20 protein-coding genes are annotated in these 16,295 nt (G+C 71.8%); 7 read left to right on the plus strand and 13 right to left on the minus strand.

Going from position 1 to position 16,295, the window contains the following annotated elements:
• Positions 1 to 2: 2 nt before the first annotated feature.
• From ACQPWU_RS33660 to ACQPWU_RS33675, 4 genes are all read right to left on the minus strand, one after another.
• Complete coding sequence (locus tag ACQPWU_RS33660; protein ID WP_433428945.1) at positions 3 to 755, minus strand: GNAT family N-acetyltransferase; 753 nt, start codon at positions 753 to 755, stop codon at positions 3 to 5.
• Position 756: 1 nt separating this feature from the next.
• Positions 757 to 1,533 carry a polyprenyl diphosphate synthase gene (gene uppS, locus ACQPWU_RS33665; protein WP_433428948.1) on the minus strand — a complete coding sequence of 259 codons (777 nt, stop codon included), beginning with the start codon at positions 1,531 to 1,533 and terminating at the stop codon, positions 757 to 759.
• Positions 1,520 to 2,464 (minus strand): RNA polymerase sigma factor SigJ, encoded by a 945-nt coding sequence (gene sigJ / locus ACQPWU_RS33670; protein ID WP_433428951.1) that lies wholly within the window; start codon positions 2,462 to 2,464, stop codon positions 1,520 to 1,522. The genes uppS and sigJ overlap by 14 nt, the downstream gene beginning before the upstream one ends.
• A 96-nt stretch (positions 2,465 to 2,560) precedes the next feature.
• Complete coding sequence (locus tag ACQPWU_RS33675) at positions 2,561 to 3,532, minus strand: small ribosomal subunit Rsm22 family protein (protein WP_433428954.1); 972 nt, start codon at positions 3,530 to 3,532, stop codon at positions 2,561 to 2,563.
• A 272-nt stretch (positions 3,533 to 3,804) separates the two neighbouring features.
• On the opposite strand from ACQPWU_RS33675, the gene ACQPWU_RS33680 reads away from it, so the two are divergent.
• Complete coding sequence (locus ACQPWU_RS33680) at positions 3,805 to 4,668, plus strand: alpha/beta fold hydrolase (protein WP_433428957.1); 864 nt, start codon at positions 3,805 to 3,807, stop codon at positions 4,666 to 4,668.
• A 28-nt stretch (positions 4,669 to 4,696) separates the two neighbouring features.
• Here the strand turns inward: ACQPWU_RS33680 and ACQPWU_RS33685 are convergent, their stop codons facing one another.
• Together ACQPWU_RS33685 and ACQPWU_RS33690 are read right to left on the minus strand one after the other, a co-directional pair.
• A complete protein-coding gene (locus ACQPWU_RS33685; protein WP_433428960.1) occupies positions 4,697 to 5,194 on the minus strand; it encodes a MarR family winged helix-turn-helix transcriptional regulator in 498 nt (165 codons plus the stop codon).
• A 37-nt stretch (positions 5,195 to 5,231) separates the two neighbouring features.
• On the minus strand, positions 5,232 to 6,419 hold the full coding sequence (locus tag ACQPWU_RS33690; protein WP_433428962.1) for an MFS transporter: 1,188 nt from the start codon (positions 6,417 to 6,419) through the stop codon (positions 5,232 to 5,234).
• A gap of 54 nt (positions 6,420 to 6,473) precedes the next feature.
• Here ACQPWU_RS33690 and ACQPWU_RS33695 point away from each other — a divergent pair, with 54 nt between their 5' ends.
• The 5 genes from ACQPWU_RS33695 to ACQPWU_RS33715 all read left to right on the plus strand — a co-directional run bounded on the left by ACQPWU_RS33695 (position 6,474) and on the right by ACQPWU_RS33715 (position 9,873).
• Positions 6,474 to 6,854, plus strand: a complete 381-nt coding sequence (locus tag ACQPWU_RS33695) for a MerR family transcriptional regulator (RefSeq protein WP_433428964.1) — start codon at positions 6,474 to 6,476, stop codon at positions 6,852 to 6,854.
• A gap of 62 nt (positions 6,855 to 6,916) precedes the next feature.
• Positions 6,917 to 7,672, plus strand: a complete 756-nt coding sequence (locus ACQPWU_RS33700; protein WP_433428967.1) for an alpha/beta fold hydrolase — start codon at positions 6,917 to 6,919, stop codon at positions 7,670 to 7,672.
• 236 nt (positions 7,673 to 7,908) lie between these two features.
• Positions 7,909 to 9,045, plus strand: coding sequence for a winged helix DNA-binding domain-containing protein (locus ACQPWU_RS33705; RefSeq protein ID WP_433428969.1), 1,137 nt, complete (start codon positions 7,909 to 7,911; stop codon positions 9,043 to 9,045).
• Between the two features lie 41 nt (positions 9,046 to 9,086).
• Positions 9,087 to 9,488 (plus strand): helix-turn-helix domain-containing protein, encoded by a 402-nt coding sequence (locus ACQPWU_RS33710; protein WP_433428972.1) that lies wholly within the window; start codon positions 9,087 to 9,089, stop codon positions 9,486 to 9,488.
• A 28-nt stretch (positions 9,489 to 9,516) separates the two neighbouring features.
• Positions 9,517 to 9,873 carry a DUF4180 domain-containing protein gene (locus tag ACQPWU_RS33715; protein WP_433428974.1) on the plus strand — a complete coding sequence of 119 codons (357 nt, stop codon included), beginning with the start codon at positions 9,517 to 9,519 and terminating at the stop codon, positions 9,871 to 9,873.
• A gap of 8 nt (positions 9,874 to 9,881) precedes the next feature.
• Here the strand turns inward: ACQPWU_RS33715 and ACQPWU_RS33720 are convergent, their stop codons facing one another.
• The 5 genes from ACQPWU_RS33720 to ACQPWU_RS33740 form a co-directional block, all read right to left on the minus strand.
• Positions 9,882 to 10,367, minus strand: a complete 486-nt coding sequence (locus tag ACQPWU_RS33720; RefSeq protein WP_433428977.1) for a metallophosphoesterase family protein — start codon at positions 10,365 to 10,367, stop codon at positions 9,882 to 9,884.
• Between the two features lie 72 nt (positions 10,368 to 10,439).
• A complete protein-coding gene (locus ACQPWU_RS33725; RefSeq protein ID WP_433428980.1) occupies positions 10,440 to 11,159 on the minus strand; it encodes an SRPBCC family protein in 720 nt (239 codons plus the stop codon).
• Between the two features lie 3 nt (positions 11,160 to 11,162).
• Positions 11,163 to 11,750 (minus strand): ArsR/SmtB family transcription factor, encoded by a 588-nt coding sequence (locus ACQPWU_RS33730; protein WP_433428983.1) that lies wholly within the window; start codon positions 11,748 to 11,750, stop codon positions 11,163 to 11,165.
• 31 nt (positions 11,751 to 11,781) lie between these two features.
• A complete protein-coding gene (locus ACQPWU_RS33735) occupies positions 11,782 to 13,062 on the minus strand; it encodes an RNA polymerase sigma factor (protein ID WP_433428986.1) in 1,281 nt (426 codons plus the stop codon).
• A gap of 22 nt (positions 13,063 to 13,084) precedes the next feature.
• The gene (locus ACQPWU_RS33740) at positions 13,085 to 13,429 is read right to left on the minus strand and encodes a YciI family protein (RefSeq protein WP_433445350.1); all 345 of its coding nucleotides are present in this window, start codon (positions 13,427 to 13,429) and stop codon (positions 13,085 to 13,087) included.
• A gap of 363 nt (positions 13,430 to 13,792) precedes the next feature.
• On the opposite strand from ACQPWU_RS33740, the gene ACQPWU_RS33745 reads away from it, so the two are divergent.
• Positions 13,793 to 14,614, plus strand: a complete 822-nt coding sequence (locus ACQPWU_RS33745) for a nucleotidyltransferase domain-containing protein (RefSeq protein WP_433428989.1) — start codon at positions 13,793 to 13,795, stop codon at positions 14,612 to 14,614.
• A gap of 29 nt (positions 14,615 to 14,643) precedes the next feature.
• Here the strand turns inward: ACQPWU_RS33745 and ACQPWU_RS33750 are convergent, their stop codons facing one another.
• Positions 14,644 to 15,231, minus strand: coding sequence for a hypothetical protein (locus tag ACQPWU_RS33750; RefSeq protein ID WP_433428991.1), 588 nt, complete (start codon positions 15,229 to 15,231; stop codon positions 14,644 to 14,646).
• A gap of 325 nt (positions 15,232 to 15,556) precedes the next feature.
• Positions 15,557 to 16,135 carry an Lsr2 family DNA-binding protein gene (locus ACQPWU_RS33755; RefSeq protein ID WP_433428994.1) on the minus strand — a complete coding sequence of 193 codons (579 nt, stop codon included), beginning with the start codon at positions 16,133 to 16,135 and terminating at the stop codon, positions 15,557 to 15,559.
• Positions 16,136 to 16,295: the final 160 nt, after the last annotated feature.

The following is a 16,295-nucleotide window of genomic DNA, read 5'->3' on the forward strand; positions in this document are numbered from 1 at the left end:
ACTCACTCGTGGACGTACGGCGTCGTCGTGGTGAGCGCCTCGAACCCCAGCCGCAGCAGTATGGGACGGCTCTGGCTGGAGGCGTCCACCTGGAGGTAGTCGTAGCCGCGCGCGACCGCCTCGCGGGCCCGGTGGGCGACCAGCGCGCGGTAGACGCCCCTCCCCCGCCACTCCGGTACGGTGCCGCCGCCCCACAGGCTCGCGAACCGGGTGCCCGGGTGCAGGTCCATGCGGGCCGCGCTGACGGGCACGTCGCCGGCCATGGCGAGAACGGCGATGACGTTGCCGGCGTCGAGCTGGTCGAGCAGGCGTTCCCTGATGTGGTCGCGGGTCGTGCCGAAGGCGTGCTCGTGCACCTCGGCCACCAGCTCCACGCCGTCCGGATCGGTCACCGGGACCAGCCGCACGCCCTCGGGCGGCTCCCCCGCCACCGGCAGGCGCGCGGCCTCGGCCACCATCAGCGTCTCGGTGGGCTCGGGGGTGAAACCGGCTGCCAGGAGACGCCGGTCCAGGTCGGCGGGCCGGTCGTGGCCGTACAGCTTCCACTCGAACGCCCGCCCCAGGCCCCCGAAGTGCCGCACCTGCTCGGAGATGGCCGCGTCCGCGCTCAGCTCGTCGAGGTCGGACCAGAGCACGCCGTTCCAGCCGTGCTCGGGCCCCACCTGCCGCACCACGTGCCCGGCCCGCTCGATCCTGGCGTCCGGCCCGTCGGGGCGGGCCTCCCGCCGCATCTGCCGGTCGAAAAGCTCCAGCACCTCAGCCTCCGAACCGTCGCTGGCGGGCGGCGAAGCTGCGCAGCGCGCGCAGGAAGTCGATCTCACGGAAGGCCGGCCAGTACGCCTCGCAGAAGTACAGCTCGGAGTAGGCGGACTGCCAGAGCAGGAAGTTGGACAGACGCTGCTCGCCGCTGGTGCGGATGACCAGGTCGGGGTCGGGCTGCCCGGCCGTGTACAGGTGGGGCGCGATGTCGTCCACGCTCAGGGTCGAGGCCAGCTCCACCATGGACTGCCCGGCCTCGGCCCGCTCGTACAGCAGCTCGCGCAGGGCGTCGATGACCTCCTGGCGGCCGCCGTACCCGATGGCCAGCGTGAGGTGGAACCCGGTGGCGCACGTGCGGGTCGCCTCGACGGCGCTCTTGAGCACGCGGGCGGTCGTGTCGGGCAGCATGTCGAGCATGCCCGCGACGTGGACGCGCCAGCGGGCGTCGGGCCGGTCGAACCGGTCGGTGACCATCTGCTCGATCACCCGCAGCAGGTAGGCGACCTCCTCGTCGCCGCGGCGCTCGAGGTTCTCCGTCGAGCACAGGAACACGGTCACGTGCTGGATGCCCAGGCCCTCGCACCACGCCAGCACGTGCTCGATGTGCTCGGCGCCGTACTTGTGGCCGATGCTGGGGCTGGGCAGGCGCTGTTGCCTGGCCCAGCGCCGGTTGCCGTCCATGATCAGGCCGACGTGCCGGGGCAGCGGCCCGGCCGTGACCTGGCGGCGCAGGCGCCTGGCGTAGAGGGAATGAAGGAGGTCAGTCGTCCACATCCTCCAAGGATGGCGCACCCGAGGGACCGGAAGCCGCCCCTTTCCGCTGCGCCGGGCCGAGGTTGGTGAGCTTGTCGGGGTTGGTGACGGTGTAGATGCCGCTCACCTGCTCGCCGTCCGGGGTGAGGTCCAGCACCATCATGCCGAACGGCGCGTCGCCGTCGAACAGCACGGCCGACGGGTCGCCGTTCACCTCGCGGTAGTGGATGTCGAGCCCGGCCGGCACGCGGTCGAAGCCCGAGGTGAGCAGCCTGGCCACCTTGTCGCGGCCGTGGATGGGGCGCAGGCCCGGCTGAGGCGCCTTGCCGCCGCCGTCCGACCAGAGGGTCACGTCGGGGGCCAGCAGCCGCAGCAGGCCCTCCAGGTCGCCGCCGAACACGGCCGCCAGGAACTTCTCGGTCGCCCTGCGCCGCAGCCTCGGGTCCACCTCATAGCGGGGGCGGCGGGCGTGGACGTGTTCGCGGGCGCGGTGGGCCAGCTGGCGCACGGACGCCGGGTTGCGGTCGAGGATCTCGGCGATCTCGGTGTGCGCGTAGCCGAAGACCTCGTGCAGCAGGAACACCACGCGTTCCATCGGGTTGAGCGACTGGAGCACCACGAGCAGCGCCATGGACACCGACTCTGCGCGCATCGCCTTGTCGGAGGCGTCCTCCTGGTCGTCGGTGGCGACGGGCTCGGGCAGCCAGGATCCGACGTACTGCTCGCGGCGGCGGCTGATGCTCTCCTGTCGGGCCAGCGCCCGGTTGATCGCGATGCGCACGAGGTAGGCGCGCGGGTTGGCGATCTCCTCGCCCGACTCGCTGCGCGGCGCCCAGGCCAGCCACGTCTCCTGCAGCACGTCCTCGGTGTCGGCGACGCTGCCCAGCATGTTGTAGACGATGGAGAACAGCAGCTCGCGGTGGTCGACGAAGACCTGAGTGGCCTCTGGCATCGCGGTGTTCCTCCCGGGGCGGACGCGGCTGTCACCTGGTGAGAGCCGCCGCACCCCCACAGGTGTGACGACTCTGACGCGAATGTGACGGGCGTCTCATTCCGTACGTGGCCAGGGGTCGCCCCAGTCGGCGTCCCGTGCGGCGCGGTAGAGGTCGCCCTGCCGCTTGGACACGATCACGTCCCTGACCCCGTCCTCGCCGGCGCACAGGCGCAGGGACACCACGCCCTTGCGCTTGACCGGGTGGCGCAGGATCCGGGCGGCGGCCCGCTCCGCCGGGACCGTCGTGGCGGCCACGTACGAGAACTTCTCGTCCTCGAAGCTGAGCGTGCCCGCCTTGATGCGCCGGTGCAGGGAGCTCCTGGGGAGCCTGACGGAGAAGTGGCACCAGTCGCGTCCCGGCACGATCGGGCAGCGGCCGTCGTGAGGGCAGGGAGCGACGATGGTCAGGCCGCGGGCGGCCAGGACCTCCCGGGCCTCGGCGATGGTGGCGTAGCCCGCAGGGGTGCCGGGCTCGACGATGATCACCATGGAGGCGTCCGCGGCCAGCCAGCCGACGATCTCGCGGCGCTGGGCCTGGGGCAGCTCGCCCAGCGCGTACGACATGGTCACCAGGTCGGCCGGGGGCCGGTCGAGGCCGGGGCGGACCGACGCCTGCCGCCAGGTGACCCCGCGAAGGGAGCCGGACGTGCGGGCGAGGCGTTTGCCCAGGTCGATGATGTGCGGGTCGTGTTCGATGACGGTGACCTGCTCGATGGAGCCCCAGGTCTGGTCCGCCGCCCAGATCGCCGCGCCGGTGCCGCCGCCGACGTCGAGGTGGGTCCTGGGCCGCAGGCCCGGGGTCATGATGGCGGCCTGGCGCATGGCCGTGGCGGCGGCGGCGTAGGTGGCGGGCATCCGGTAGGCGGCGTAGGCGGCGACGTCGGCCCGGGACCTGATGTGGGCGCCTCCCGTCGTGCCCGTACGGTAGCTCTCGGTGAGACGGGCGACGGAGTCGGACAGTTCTTGGGGCGAGTAGCCGGACACGGCCGTGTCCAGGGCGACTCTGAGTTCATCGGGGAGCAGCATGTCTACCTCAGTGAATCCGATGTGCGAGGGCGAGGGAACGCCAGGCGCCGGTCGCCGTCGTCAGAGCGGCCGGCCAGTGCGGCCGCGACGACCATCGGGAGAGCCTTGCCGAGGCGCATACGACCCCCCATCGTTCACGCGACATCAACCTCGGCCATTATCAGCCATGCCGTCCCGGCCCAGGCACCACCCTTCAGCCTCGTCCCAGAGAAGGCTGCGCCCGCGGCGAACAGCCGTGTCACCCGGTCCGACCTGGCAGTAGTGTCAGGGCCATGGTGATCATCGACAACGTCAAGATCGCGTACGAGGAGGCCGGTCCCGCGGCGCCCGCGGGCACCGTGGTGCTGGTGCATGGCTCGGCGGCCGACATGCGCTTGTGGGAGCACCAGTTCCAGGCCCTCTCGGAGCACTACCGCGTCATCCGCTACGACGGGCGGGGCTACGGCCGCTCCGGCGACGCCGAGGGCGAGGTGTGCCACCACGAGGACCTGCTCGCCGTCATGGACGCGCTGGGGGTCGAGCGGGCGGCGCTGGTCGGCTCCTCGATGGGCGGCGCGTACGCGACCGAGGCCGCGCTGGCCGCCCCCTCCCGAGTCGTCGCGCTCGCGCTCATCAGCTCCGGCCTGGCCGGGCACCAGTGGCCGCAGGAGATGCTGGACCAGGCCCGGGAGCGCGTCCACACCTCGGTTCCCGCCGACCGCCTGGCCCGCTACCGCGCCGGGACGGCCGGCCACGTGGATCCCGCCGATGTGCGCGCGATGGCGGAGGCCCACACGTTGTGGCAGACGGCGGGGCCCGACCGTGGCCGCGACGACCTGTCCGAGGAGGTGTGGGAGGCCGCGGTGGAGATGTGCCGCCTGGTGTTCGAACGGTCCTGGACCGGCCCCCGATCCACGGAGCGCCACCTCGCTCCGCCCGCCGCCACCCGCCTGCACGAGATCACCGCCCCCACCCTGGTGATCAACGGTCTGTCGGACGTGCCCGGCATTCAGGAGATGTCCGCCCTGCTGGCGAAGGGCATCCCGGCCGCCGAGCGCCTCGACCTTCCCGAAACGGGGCATCTGCCGCCGCTCGAACGCCCGGAGGAGGTGACGGCAGCCCTGACGACGTTCCTGTCGAACGTCTTCAAACCCTGACGAGCACGCCCGTCACCGCCCTCTCCCCCTACTCCGCCGGGCCGGACCGGCGATTACCCGCCCCTCGGTCGGCGGCCGACCAGACGCGGCCCGTCCGGGACGTGTGCTCGGTCAGGATGCCGCCGATGGCCGACGTCAGCAGCTCTCTGTGCCCCTCCGGCAGCTCCCCCGCCAACACGTCCAGCCGATGCGTGACCCCTTCGTGTGTCACTACCGCGATCCGCGACCCGTCGGCGGTCAGCTCGATGTGGCAGGCCCGCCGGTCCCGGGGGTCGCGCGTGCGGACCACCAGTCCTCGCTTCTCGGCCCGGTCGACGAGCCCGGTCAGGCTCGACTTCTCCAGGTGCAGCGCGCGCGTCAGCTCGCTCATCCCCACGGGCCCGTCGATGAGCAGGCACAGCAGCTGCGCCTGCTGCGGCGTCAGGTCGTGCTCCTTGCTGACCTCCCCGAACACCTGCTGCACCAGGTGCGCCAGACGGACGAGCGCTTCGGTGAACCGCAGGACCGGCTCCTTCGTCGTGACCACGGCACAGAGTTTACCCGGCAATGGTTCACAGTACGAACTAATCCGGGGCGGGGAACGCGTGGCGGCGCGCCGCGACCACGATCGCCAGGGCCGCCGCCACCAGCGGAAGCGAGGTCCACGGCAGCGCACCCGCCCCCGCGCCCTCCAGCACCAGCCCGCCGGCCAGCGACCCGGCCGCGATGCCGGCGTTGTACACCGTGGTCTGCATGGACGTGGCCACATCCGCGTTCCCCGCACCCGAAGCGTTCACCAGAGCCGTCTGCAGCAGCGTGGGCACGCCCCCGAACGCCGCCCCCCACAACGCGACCGCCCCGAGCAACGCCCAGCCCAGCCCTCCGAACAGGGCCAGCGCCGCCATGGCCCCCGCCACCACACCCAGTGCGGCCACGAGCGTCACCCTCGAGTGCCGGTCGATCACGGCCCCGGTGATCCAGATTCCCGCCACCGTCCCGGCCCCGAACACGAGCAGCACGAGACTCGTCCCCCCGAAGCCGGCGAAGGCCACGAACGGCGCCAGGTACGTGTACATCGCCTGGTGCCCCACCAGCACCAGCACCGTCACCCCCAGGATCGTGCGGACACCGGGAAGCACCGCCACCCGCCGCAACGGCACCCGTGTGGCGGCCGCCTCACCGGGGAAACCCGGCACCTTCCACAGCACCCACCCCACCAGCGCGACCGCCACAACGGCCAGGCCCAGGAAGGCGGCACGCCACCCGAAGGCCGACGCCAGCGCCGCGCCGGCCGGAATCCCCGCGCACAGCGCCACCGTGATCCCCGCCGAGACGATCGCGATCGCCCGCCCCCGCCGCTCGACCGGCACCATCCGCGCCGCGTAGCCGACCAGCATCGCCCACAGGATCCCGCCCATGACCCCGGCCAGCACCCGCGCCCCGAACGTCACCGCATAAGACGGCGAGACCCCGGTCACCGCGTTGAACAGGGCGAACCCCGTCAACGCCGAAACCAGCACGGGCCGCCGCGGAAGCCCGCGCAACAGCGCCGTCACCGGGATGGCCGACAGGGTCGACGCCACCGCGTACGCTGTCACCAGGAACCCGGCCCGCCCCTCGGTCACCTCCAGGGCCTGCGCCATCCGCGGCAGCAACCCCGCGGGAAGCAGTTCCGTCATCACCGCCGCGAACGCCGCCGAGAACAGCGCCAGCAGCCCCGACCACGGCATCCGCCCGACGCGGACCGCGTCGGTGATCGTCGCACCAGACATGCCGAATATGCTGAAACCTTCACATCAATGTGAGGGCAAGCCGGGGGGCACGCCATGAAGATCGGGGAACTGTCGCGGCTCACGGGCGTGCCCACCCGCATGCTCCGCTACTACGAGGAGCAGGACCTCCTGCACCCGGACCGCGCCGGCAACGGCTACCGCCAGTATCCCGAGTCGGCCGTGTACCGGGTCCAGCAGATCCGCGGCCTGCTCGACTCCGGCCTCACCACGGAGATCATCCGCCGGATCCTCCCGTTCCTGAACAGGCCCGACGAGATCCACCTGCACCCGCAGTGCCTCACGCCGGAGCTGGCCGGCCTCCTGGAGGCGGAGGCGAGCCGCATCCAGCAACGCATCGACTGCCTTTCCCGCAACCGCGACGCCATCCACGCGTACCTGGCGGCGGTACGAGCCGCCGGCCTTTACCGAAACTAGGTGTCTGTCTGGAGCGGTTCCGTTCGTCGGTTGGGCGTCATCACCGTACGAAAGGGAAAACGATGAACACCGTGACATCCCGCGACGGCACCCGCATCGCCTTCGACCGCGCGGGCGAGGGCCCGGCGGTCGTCCTGGTGGACGGCGCCATGTGCTACCGGGGCGCGGGACCATGCACCGCGCTCGCGGCGGAGCTGGCCGGCGACTTCACCGTCTACACCTACGACAGGCGCGGCCGGGGCGAGAGCGGCGACAGCGACACGTTCGCGGTCGAGCGCGAGATCGACGATCTCGCCGCGCTCATCGAGCACGCGGGCGGCGGCGCGTACGTGTTCGGGCACTCCTCGGGCGCGGTGCTCGCCCTGGAGGCGAGCCTGCGCGGGATCGGGATCGCCAGGCTGGCGCTGTTCGAGCCGCCCCCGGCCGGGGACGACGCCTCCATGGCCGAGCGGCTCGACGAGCTGGTACGGGCCGGCAAGCGGGGCGAGGCAGTCGAGGCGTTCCAGCTCGGGATCGGCCTGCCGCCGGAGATGGTCTCCGGGATGCGCGACTCGCCGTTCCGCGCCATGCTCGAGGCCATCGCGCCCACCCTCGTGTACGACACCACGCTCACGAGCTCGGCCCGGCCCGGCCGGTACGCCTCCGTAGCCGTGCCCACGCTCCTCGTCGGCAGCGAGAACAGCCCGGAGACTCTGCGCACCTCGACCGAGGAGATCGCGCGGGCGGTGCCGGGGGCCCGGCACCGCAGCCTGCCCGGCGGTTTCCACGACGTCGAACCGAAGGTGCTGGCTCCCGTCCTGACCGAGTTCTTCCTCTGAGAAGGCGCGGGTCAGGTCCGCGTCCTGGACGACGGCGCGGCGGCGGACTTCGGTCGGCCGGCCCTGGCCACGTGGAGCAGTGTGCGCGGATCGGCCACGCCCAGCTCTTGGTGTTGATGGTGCACAGCAGCTCGCCTTCGGCGTTCACCTCGAGGAACGTCTCCAGCGGGTTGTTAATGCGGAACGAATCTTTCCGCATTCCCCTCTACCGTGAGCCGTGAGCAGAGGAGGACGTAGTGATCGAATTGTCGTGGCCGCAGGTCAGCGCCAGGCGGCTGCAGCGTGCCGGGCTGGCCGCGGGCATGGAGCGGACGAGCCCCGACGCGGTCGTGGCGGCCATGTGCGGGGCGCATGCCCAGGTCATGTCGGCCGCCGAGGCGTCGATCGGACTGCGGCTGGCCGGTGTCAACCGGGCCCACGTCCGCGCGGCCCTGTGGGAGGAGCGCAGCCTCGTCAAGACGCATGGCCCGCGCGGCACCGTGCACCTGCTGCCCGCCCGCGACCTGCCCATGTGGGTGAGCGCGATGTCTTCGCTGCCGCCCGCGCACAACGCGGCGCCGGCGTACATGAGGATGACCGCCGAGCAGACCGATCAGGTGGTGGCGGCCATCCGCGAGGTGCTCGCCGGGACCGAGATGACCATCGACGAGCTGAGCGAGGCAGTGGTCACCGCCACCGGGCCGTGGGCGGGCGACCTGGTCATGCCCGCGTTCCAGACCATGTGGCCGCGGTGGCGGCAGGCGATGGCCCTGGCCGCGCACCGGGGCGCGTTCGTGTTCGGGCCGGCCAGAGGGCGCAAGGTCACCTACACCACCGCGCCTCCCGCGCCTCCCGCGCCTCCCGTGGCCGACGGGCTCGCCGGGCTGGTCAGGGCTTATCTGACGGCGTACGGGCCTGCCACGCCCGAGCAGTTCGCGCGGTGGGCCGGAGGGCCCGTGCGGTGGGCGGGCGAGGCGTTCGACGGCGTGGAGCTGGAGGAGGTGCTGTTCGAGGGCGAGCGGGCCTGGGTGCTCGCGGGCGACACCGCGGTGCCGGACGATCCGCCGCGGGGCGTGCGGCTGCTGCCGTACTTCGACGCCTACGTGGTGGCGGGGCGGCCGCGCGAGTTCCTCTACCCGGGCGCGGCGGCGTCGCGGGCGCTGACCGGCGGACAGGCGGGGAACTTCCCCGTGCTGCTCGTGGACGGGGACGTGGGCGGGGTCTGGCACCAGCGGCGCTCCGGAAACAAGATCGACGTCACGGTGGAGCCGCTCCGCGACCTCACCGCCGCCCAGCTGCGCGAGCTCGACGAGCAGGTGGAGCGTATGGGCGAGGTGATGGAGGGCCGCCCGCGCCTGACCATCGGCCCGGTCACGGTCGGCCCTCACGCCTGACTCCCTATCACTCCCTAATGTGTGCGATTATAGGGAGCGATATGGAGCAATACACCGTCGATCAGGCGGCGTCCCTGCTGGGGCTGCACGTCAAGACCGTCCGCAACTACGTACGGGACGGGCGGCTGGCCGCCGTGCGCGTCGGCAAGCAGTACCGGATCGCCAAGGAGGACCTCGCGGCCTTCGCCGGGCTGCCGATCGACGCCCCCGCCGCGCGGCGCCACGCCGAAGTGTCCAGCATCGTCCAGATCGACGGCATCACCAGGGGCGAGATGGACCGGGTCAGCACGATGGTCATGGCATCCCTGGCCGGCCGTCCGCACGGACTGCGCGTGGAGTTCGTCTACGACGAGCAGCGTGCCCACCTGAAGGTCATCGTGCTGGGCGGGCTGGAGGAGAGCGCCCAGGTCCTGCGGATCGTGGACGCGTTGGTACGTGACTGAAGACTCTGAGAGATCATGGAGTTCCTGGATGCTTGACGACCGTGTGTTCGTCTGCGAGGCGCATGGCGAGCCACTGCGCGAGGCCCGCGACGCGCTCGACCTCCTCGGCGAGGCCTTCGGCAGGGGCGCGAGCTGGGTGGCCGTCCCGGCCGAGCGGCTCCACGACGACTTCTTCACGCTGCGCACCGGCGTTGCGGGCGAGATCGCGCAGAAGTTCGTCAACTACCGCATCGGCCTGGCCATCGTGGGTGACATCTCCCGCTTCACCGCGGCCAGCTCCGCGCTGCGCGACTGGGTGCTCGAGTCGAACCGGGGCGACCACATCTGGTTCGTCGGCGACCTGGCGGAGCTGGCGGCGCGGCGGTCAGCTCGCGAACATCCGTGACGACCTCGTCAAGTGACGGGCACGATCTCGGCGCGGGTCAGGACGCCGTCTTCGACGGTGAGCAGGCCCAGCGTGCCGTGCGGCTGACGGCGGCGGTCGGTGGGTGAGCCTGGGTTGAAGATGCGCAGGCCGTCGTCGGCCGACTCGTCGAGCGGGATGTGCGAGTGGCCGAAGACGACCAGGCCGGCCTGCGGGAAACGGCGCCGCATGCGGGCCAGGCGCCCCTTTGCCGGGCCGCTGTCGTGGATCATGGCGATCCGCAGACCCTCCAGGGTCAGCTCCAGGGTCTCCGGCGCCACCACGTCCGGCCCGTCGTTGTTCCCCTTCACGACGTGAACGGGCGCGTACGCGGCCAGCTCGTCGAGCACGGACGCGACGCAGACGTCGCCCGCGTGCAGGATGACGTCCGCGCCCCGTAGGTGCTCGGCGACCCGGGGCGGACACGAACGCCACCGCCTGGGCGCATGCGTGTCCGACAACGCGACGATCCTCACACCGTCCCCCTGCCCAATCCTCACCGGCACCCAACGCGCCTTCCGCCCGGGTGGCGTGCCTCGGCCCAGAGGTCAGGCACCCTTGCCGGCGTACAGGTCCTCCAGCCAGGCCTGCCACAGCGGCCCTTCGTCCTCCCCGTCGAACAGCACGTGGGCGGCGATCATGGGCCCGTTGAATCCCTGGAGGAAGCGGTAGACGGCGTTCTCGGCGCGGATGCCGAGCGTCTGGGAGTTGCGGAAGTACACGACCCCCTCTGCCGGGCCGAGACGCACCCGGTCACCTGGGGACGGCGGCCCGCCCAGCGCCGCGTACAGGGTCTCCCAGGCGCTGGGCCAGTCGTGGACCATCGGTCCGAACGCCGTGACCGGCCTCGCCGCCCGTCCGGCGAAGTGGGAGAGGTATTCGGCCAGCGTCGCGAAGAACATCTCCAGCCCGAGCGACATGGCCTCGAACTCGTCCTGCCAGTCGTCCCCCGGCAGGAACCCGCTGGTCACCATGCGCACGAGCGTGGTGCCCCGGTCCCGGCCCTCGACGAGGAACTCGTAGGCGACGAACCGCCCGTCGTCGGCCTTGTCGCTGCTGTGGGCGAAGCGCTGGAGCGGCTCGGCGGCGGTCACCGCGGACGGGGGCATCTCCCCGCCGCCGAAAGCGGTGCGCACGACGCCGTTCGCCACGTCGTTGCGGCCCATGAACCACGAGTCGATGCCCGGGCCCGTCGAGATGGCCTCCCATACCTCCTCGGGCGTCGCCTCGACCACGGCGTCATGGGGGAGTTCGAACGAGTGCCCCAACGCTCAGCGCTCCTTCTTCACGGCGGGATGCACGGCGACGATCAGCCGGTGATCGCGCCCGCCCTGGGCGGATTCATCGTGATATTTACTGACCAGCTCTGTCACGCACTGCGCCAGCTCCTCCGCGAAGGCCGCCCGGTCGGCCGCCGACGCGAAGCGCACCTCGCCGTCGATGGCGAACGTCGCCACCCGCTTCTGCGCCTTGGCGGCCCCGGTGATCAGCGTGCCGACATCGCGTACGAGCTGCGCGGCCAGCGCCAGCAGCCAGCGCGCCGACAGCCGGTCGGGGGATCTGCCGGGGTCGGGCTGGACGGCGGCCAGCGCGGTCGGCGAGATGACGAAGGACGCGGCGGTGGCCTGCATCACCCGCTCGGTGACGTTGCCCTTCCTGCGCTCCTCGACCAGCTCGACCAGCCCGTGCCGCTCCAGCGTCCGCAGGTGGTAGTTGACCTTCTGCCTGGCCAGCCCGACCTTGGCCGCCAGCGACGTGGCTGAGCCCGGCTCGACCAGTGCGGCCAGCAGCTTCGACCGCATGGGGTCGAGCGATGCCTCGGCCGCCGCCGCATCTTCGATCACCGCGACTTCGTGCATGGTGAAACGATGTCACCGACAAAAATCATTGTCAAGACAAGCGGGCTGCTCGGCTCTCGAGATATCGCTGTTCGGGAAGGCTGGTGGTACGCCGGGCCGCCTCACGATATCCGGCCACCGCGCCCGGCACGTCGCCCTCCATCTCCAGCAGGTGCGCGCGTACCGCGGCCAGGCGGTGGTGACCCGACATGCGCTCGTCGGCGGCCAGGCGTTCGAGCAGGTCGAGCCCGGCCCGCGGGCCGCGGACCATGGCGACGGCGACCGCGTGGTTGAGCTCGACCACCGGGTTGTCCTCGATGCGGGACAGCACGCCGTACAGCGCGAGGACCTGCGGCCAGTCGGTCTCCTCGGCGGTGGACGCCTCGTCGTGCACGGCCGCGATGGCCGCCTGGAGCTGGTAGGGGCCGACGGCGGTGGTGGACAGGGCGGTGCTGACCAGCTTCACGCCCTCCTCGATGAGCCTGTGGTCCCACAGGTTCCTGTCCTGCTCGGCGAGCGGTATCAGCTCGCCGTCCGCGCCGGTGCGCGCGGGCCTGCGCGCCTCGGTGAGCAGCATGAGCGCCAGCAGCCCGGCGACCTCGCCGTCGCCGGGCAGCAGCCGGCGTACGGCCCTGGTGAGCCTGATCGCCTCGCCTGTCAGCTCGGCTCTGTGCAGCTCCGGGCCCGAGGTGGCGGTGTAGCCCTCGTTGAAGATCAGATAGAGCACGTGCAGCACGACGCGCAGGCGTTCCTCCCGCTCGCCTTCCGGCGGCAGCCGGAAGGGCACGCCGGTGGACTTGATGCGCTGCTTGGCCCGGCTGATGCGCTGCGCCATCGTCGCCTCCGGCACCAGGAACGCGCCGGCGATCTGCGCCGTCGTCAGCCCGCCCACGGCCCGCAGCGTGAGCGCGAGCTGCGAGGCCTGCGACAACGACGGGTGGCAGCAGAGGAAGAGCAGCGTCAGCGTGTCGTCCTGCCCGCCGGGCCGCTCGTCGCCGGGTGCTGGGGCCGTGAACTCGTCGGCCGGTGCACTGACCGCGACGCTCTCCTCCCTGCGCCGCCGCGCGTGCTCGCTGCGCACCTGGTCGATGATCCGGCGCGAGGCGACCGTGATCAGCCAGGCCCGCGGGTTGTCCGGCAGCCCCTGCTCGGGCCACTGCACGGCCGCGTCGAGCAGCGCCTCCTGCACGGCGTCCTCGGCCAGGTCGAACTGCTCATAACGCCGTACGATCGCGCCCAGCACCTGCGGCGCCAGCTCCCGCAGCAGCTCCTCGAACGCCCGCGCCTCCGGGCGCGCGCCGTCGCCGCCCGGCTCGCGTCGCACGCCGCTCATCCTCGCCGGCCCCGGACCCCGCTCAACCCTCGACCTCGTCGACGATCGGCCGTACCTCCATCGCGCACAGCCGGGCGTCCGGCCAGCGCGCGGCGATCTCGACGGCCCGCTCGGGGGTCGCGCAATCGACGATCAGATATCCGGCCAGGTACTCCTTGGCCTCGATGAAGGGGCCGTCGGTGACCGCGGGCACGCCGTCGCGCACCTTCACCGTCCTGGCGGCGGCGGGGCCGTCCAGCGCCTGGCCGCCGGCCAGCTCACCGCTCTCGCTCAGCTCCTTCATCAGCGCGTCGACCTCCGCCATCACCTCGTCGGCGCTGCCCGCGATCGTCTCCTGGGACGCGGGGTTGGTGTAGATCATCAGCATGTATTTCACGGGCCACATCCTAGACCTCGGCAAGGCATCCGATCTTGGGGCGAAATCCCAGCTCACGGGCGATCGGCTCGGGTTGCCTGCCTGCGAGCCTCAGCGGCGCGGCCGGCCTCCTCCCGCGCCCGGCCCGCTTCCGGCTCGCTTCGGGTTCCGGCCCGCTCCCGCGCCCCGCCCGCTTCCCGCCCATTTCCGGTTCGCTCGCGTGGTGCGCCCGCTCGGGTCGTGAGCCCGCTCGCGTGGTGATGCCCGCCGTCCCGGGCGCGCGCTCGGCGGAGAGGCGGCGGCGAGGGGGCGCCACGGCAGGCGGGCGCGGTTAAACCGGTGGGCCACCGGACGGGAACGCTCTAGGCTCGCCGCATGGAGGATCCGGATATTCACGCCATAGCCGCCCGCCTGGCTGAGGTGCCCGGCGTGGTGGCCGTCGTCCTGGGCGGCAGCCGGGCGCGCGGCACGCACCGTCCGGACTCCGACATCGACCTCGGCCTCTACTACCGAGGCCCGCTGGCCGTGGCCGAGTTGCGGGCGCTGGCGGGCGAGGTGACGGGCGAGCCGACCGAGGTGACCGAGCCGGGCGGCTGGGGCCCGTGGGTGGACGGCGGCGGTTGGCTCACTGTTCGGGAATGGCGGGTGGACTGGATCTACCGTGACCTCGACCGTGTCCGCCGGATCTGGCGCGACTGCCGGGAGGGCCGCTACGAGATCGGCTTCCAGGTCGGCCACCCGCTCGGCTTCTACTCCCATGCCTACGCCGGCGAGGTCGCCCTGTGCAAGATCCTCACCGACCCCACCGGCGAGCTGGCCGCCCTGCGGGACGAGCTGGCGAAGGAGTACCCGCAGCCGCTGCGGGAGGCCCTCGTCCAGAGGTTGTGGGAGGCCGGCTTCGCCCTGAACGTCGCCCGCTACGGCGCCACCGGCCAGGACCCGGTGTACGCGGCCGGGGCGCTGTTCCGCGCGATCGGCGTCGCCTGCCACGCCCTGCACGCCGCCGACGGCGCCTGGCTGATCAACGAGAAGGGCATGGTCGCCTCGGCCGCCAGGCTTCCGTCCGCGCCCGCCGGCTTCGCCGAACGCGCCCAGGCGCTGCTCGCCGCGGTCGGGCGCACCCCGGAGGAGATCGGGCGCACCCTCGACGAGGCCGCGCGCCTGGTGGCGGACGTACGTGCCGCCTGCGGCGCCTGAGAGCCGCGAACAGACCAGTCGGGTGAGCGTCAGGTCGTCGCCGTCAGGACGATGATCGCCACGGCGAGCGCGGTGTCGAGTACAAGACAGAACTCGGCGAGTGAACTGCTCACAACTTTCTTCGCCCTGTAGTGGTAGACGTCCCATGCGGCGTGGCCGAGCAGGCCCAGCGCCACCAGGTAGCTGCCGGCCGCCGGGGCGATGAACAGCGCGACCGTGGCCGCGGCACCGAAACCGAGCAGGGCGACCGTCTGTAACGGCAGCCCGGCGGCCTCAGGCCGTTCCCCCCGCAGGGGGCCGTAGCCGCGCAGGAGGCCGTAGCCGCCCAGCAGGACGCCCAAGCCCAGCACCGCCCAGGTTGCCTCGAAGTCGTCGTCGATGACGTTCGCGGCGACGATGACGGCGCAGGTCAGGAAGAATACGGGCCAGGTCGCGGCGGGTTTCCCGAACGCGGCCGCCCCCAGGTACACCACCGCCGAGGCGGCCAGCACCTTCGCCAGTTCGACGCCGGCGGCCATGTCCAGGGCCACGAGCGCGGCGGCACCGAGCCCGACCAGAATCGGCCAGTGGCGCAGCACCGGACCGAGCGCCGAGGCGGTCTGTGTCGTCATCGTCATCCCCGCTTCCCCGTCGCCGGCACCCTCGTGCCGGCGTCGAGACGACGGTAACTCACATACCCCTCGTGGGTATATGGCTAATCGGGTGCGTAGGATTACCCGTAGCTCCCCTTCCGGGCTCGCCGGAGCGCAATGGCCCCGGCCTCTGCCTGGCTGCGAGTGGGGCGCCCCGCCCGCCGGCAGACGAGCGACGGCCAGGTAGTACGACCAGCGGTCGCGCCGGCGTGGAGGGCCGGCGCCATCGAAACGGGGTCCGGTGACGAACCGCCGTCGTGATGCGACACAGGCAGCATCGGCGATCGCCATCCCCCGTGATGAAGGGTCGCTATTCAGCGAACGTCTGGCTGTCGACGGCATAGGTGAGGTGATGCTGGGCGGCGTAGTCATGCCGCTCCACTGCCACGGCCTCTCCGCCGTCGCGGGACAGGGCGCACAGAGTCTCGCGGTGCGCGCCGCGCCAGCCGCGGTCCTCGATCGCGACGGTCCAGTCCCCGATTCGCCTCACGGTGATGATCTGAGGTCCTCCCGGCTCGGAGTAGTCCTCATCTCTGATCGGCCGGATGTCCTCGTCCGTGGCGCCGAGCCGGCGGAGCACCTCGTGCTCGTCGAGATCGCGGACGAAAACGACCGTGTAGATCTCGCCGAGTCCGCTGCTCTTCTCCCACTCGTAATCCTCCGGCGACGCGCCGGGGGTCCTCGCGGTGGCGTGGACCAGCTCGACCTTCTCCGCCTGCTCGTAGGCCTCGGGATGGGCGACGAAGAAGGCCTCGATGATTTCCCTGGCAACCCGGCCACGGTCACTGACCGGGCAGCCGTTCGCCTTCGCCCACTCCCGGATGGGGAAGGCGTCAATCCCGTGCGCCAGGTAGGTGACACGGAGGGGGGTGAAGTCGCCGTCGGACATAACCAGAAAAGCTACCGACAGGTCCGACGTCCCGTCTGCGGATCCAGGCCGTGAGCATCACACGGCACCTCGCCCGGGCACCGTGCCGATGATCGGGCCGGCGATGTAGAGGCCGTACTGCCGCCGCCGAACAGGCTGTTGGCGACGTACGGCCCGAAGG

The organism is Nonomuraea sp. CA-141351 (assembly GCF_050944675.1).
Taxonomy (GTDB): Bacteria; Actinomycetota; Actinomycetes; order Streptosporangiales; family Streptosporangiaceae; genus Nonomuraea.

Bases quoted from the DNA above. Each gene is read 5' to 3' on its own strand.
- uppS (WP_433428948.1), bottom strand. From the start codon at position 1,533: ATGTGGACGACTGACCTCCTTCATTCCCTCTACGCCAGGCGCCTGCGC.
- sigJ (WP_433428951.1), bottom strand. From the start codon at position 2,464: ATGCCAGAGGCCACTCAGGTCTTCGTCGACCACCGCGAGCTGCTGTTC.
- ACQPWU_RS33675 (WP_433428954.1), bottom strand. From the start codon at position 3,532: ATGCTGCTCCCCGATGAACTCAGAGTCGCCCTGGACACGGCCGTGTCC.
- ACQPWU_RS33680 (WP_433428957.1), top strand. From the start codon at position 3,805: ATGGTGATCATCGACAACGTCAAGATCGCGTACGAGGAGGCCGGTCCC.
- ACQPWU_RS33690 (WP_433428962.1), bottom strand. From the start codon at position 6,419: ATGTCTGGTGCGACGATCACCGACGCGGTCCGCGTCGGGCGGATGCCG.
- ACQPWU_RS33695 (WP_433428964.1), top strand. From the start codon at position 6,474: ATGAAGATCGGGGAACTGTCGCGGCTCACGGGCGTGCCCACCCGCATG.
- ACQPWU_RS33700 (WP_433428967.1), top strand. From the start codon at position 6,917: ATGAACACCGTGACATCCCGCGACGGCACCCGCATCGCCTTCGACCGC.
- ACQPWU_RS33710 (WP_433428972.1), top strand. From the start codon at position 9,087: ATGGAGCAATACACCGTCGATCAGGCGGCGTCCCTGCTGGGGCTGCAC.
- ACQPWU_RS33715 (WP_433428974.1), top strand. From the start codon at position 9,517: ATGCTTGACGACCGTGTGTTCGTCTGCGAGGCGCATGGCGAGCCACTG.
- ACQPWU_RS33730 (WP_433428983.1), bottom strand. From the start codon at position 11,750: ATGCACGAAGTCGCGGTGATCGAAGATGCGGCGGCGGCCGAGGCATCG.
- ACQPWU_RS33735 (WP_433428986.1), bottom strand. From the start codon at position 13,062: ATGAGCGGCGTGCGACGCGAGCCGGGCGGCGACGGCGCGCGCCCGGAG.
- ACQPWU_RS33740 (WP_433445350.1), bottom strand. From the start codon at position 13,429: ATGCTGATGATCTACACCAACCCCGCGTCCCAGGAGACGATCGCGGGC.
- ACQPWU_RS33745 (WP_433428989.1), top strand. From the start codon at position 13,793: ATGGAGGATCCGGATATTCACGCCATAGCCGCCCGCCTGGCTGAGGTG.
- ACQPWU_RS33750 (WP_433428991.1), bottom strand. From the start codon at position 15,231: ATGACGATGACGACACAGACCGCCTCGGCGCTCGGTCCGGTGCTGCGC.
- ACQPWU_RS33755 (WP_433428994.1), bottom strand. From the start codon at position 16,135: ATGTCCGACGGCGACTTCACCCCCCTCCGTGTCACCTACCTGGCGCAC.